This is a genomic window from Ruegeria sp. AD11(2025) (assembly GCF_056542405.1).
In genome coordinates this window covers 1-1,628 of sequence record NZ_JBQFZU010000098.1, presented here as the reverse complement: position 1 = coordinate 1,628, position 1,628 = coordinate 1, and the positions used below count along the sequence as shown (strand labels likewise).

General features: G+C 58.2%; 2 protein-coding genes. Both read left to right on the top strand.

Features of this window, described 5'->3' with window-relative positions; genetic code table 11:
- A partial coding sequence (locus ACR1XY_RS24460) for a transposase (protein WP_480448290.1) occupies positions 1-300 on the top strand: 300 nt, incomplete at its 5' end.
- A gap of 151 nt (positions 301-451) precedes the next feature.
- On the top strand, positions 452-1,628 hold a 1,177-nt coding region (locus ACR1XY_RS24455), incomplete at its 3' end, for an IS1182 family transposase (protein ID WP_480448288.1).

Sequence of the window (1,628 nt, the reverse complement as noted above, 5' to 3'; positions counted from 1 at the left end):
CCATCGAAAACCAAGTGCTGCCCCAACGCGGATGCCCGCAAGATCAGCCGCGAAGAAACAGAAGACGCCCGCCAGGTGGCTCGAGACATTGCCAAGACCCGCCAGTACGACATCTCAATGAAGCTCAGAAAGAAGGTGGAAATGCTCTTCGCCCACCTCAAACGCATTCTCGGCCTGGGTCGGCTCCGATTACGTGGCCCATGCGGCGCAAACGACGAATTCCTCCTCGCCGCCACCGCCCAGAACCTCCGCAAACTGGCCAAGATCTTTCCCGCACCGCAGCAAACACGTAAAGCCTGATCAGAAAGGCACTCGCGCTCGGTTCAGCACACCACTTTCTGCGTCCGCAACACGTTGTTTTTCCACAGAATCGGCGTATTTCGTTGAAAAACTCTTGGTTGATTGAGTGGTAAGTCGCTGATTCAATTCGTCCTGTAGGGAGGAATTGGCGATGATGGGACCGAGGCAGGAAGCGCAGGCGGCGTTGTTCTACGAGTTCTCGCTGGAAGATCATGTCCCGCAAGATCACCTGCTGCGCTCGATTGATCGGTTCGTCGATCTTGGCAGCATCCGGTCGCATCTGGCGGAGTTCTACAGCCATACTGGACGCCCCTCGGTTGACCCCGAGTTGCTTATCCGAATGCTACTCGTGGGCTACTGCTTCGGGATCCGGTCCGAGCGGCGGCTTTGTGAAGAGGTTCATCTGAACCTAGCCTATCGGTGGTTCTGTCGGCTCGATCTGAACGACCGTGTGCCGGATCATTCCACATTCTCGAAGAACCGGCATGGGCGGTTCCGCGAAAGCGAACTGCTGCGCTACCTGTTCGAGATGACCGTGGCACACAGCATTGAGGAAGGCCTCGTCAGCGGTCAGCGTATGGCCATCGATGCAAGCTTGATCGAAGCCGATGCCAACAAGCAGAACTCAACGCCGAAGGAAGAGTGGGACGCCTCAACCGTTGATCCGACCGACGCGCCCCGCGCCGTCCGCGAGTATCTCGACACGCTGGACGAGGCTGCGTTCGGCGCTGCCAGCGAGGTTCAGCCCAAGTTCACATCGCATTCCGATCCGGCGAGCCAATGGACCGCAGCCCGCAAAGGCCCTGCATTCTTTAGCTATTCCGACAACTACCTGATCGATACAGATCACGGAGTTATCATCGACGTCGAAGCCACCAGATCAATCCGTCAGGCTGAGGTCGGATCGACCAAGACCATGTTGAACCGAGTAAAGGAACGGTTCGATCTGCATCCGGAGAGACTAATCGCGGACACCGCCTATGGCACCGGCCCACTTCTGGGCTGGCTGGTTGATCGCAAGATTGCGCCGCATATCCCGGTGTTCGACAAGTCCGGTCGCAATGACGGCACCTGGACCCGCGCCGACTTCGAATGGGATGCTGAGAATGACCAATACATCTGTCCCGAAGGTCACGCCCTCAAGCAGTTCCGCCGCAACTACTCAGACCCCAACCGCGGTCCGACGGGCAAGGGCACCGCTCGCTATCGCGCTCTGAAAGAGGTCTGTCAGGTCTGCCCATCGAAAACCAAGTGCTGCCCCAACGCGGATGCCCGCAAGATCAGCCGCGAAGAAACAGAAGACGCCCGCCAGGTGGCTCGAGACATTG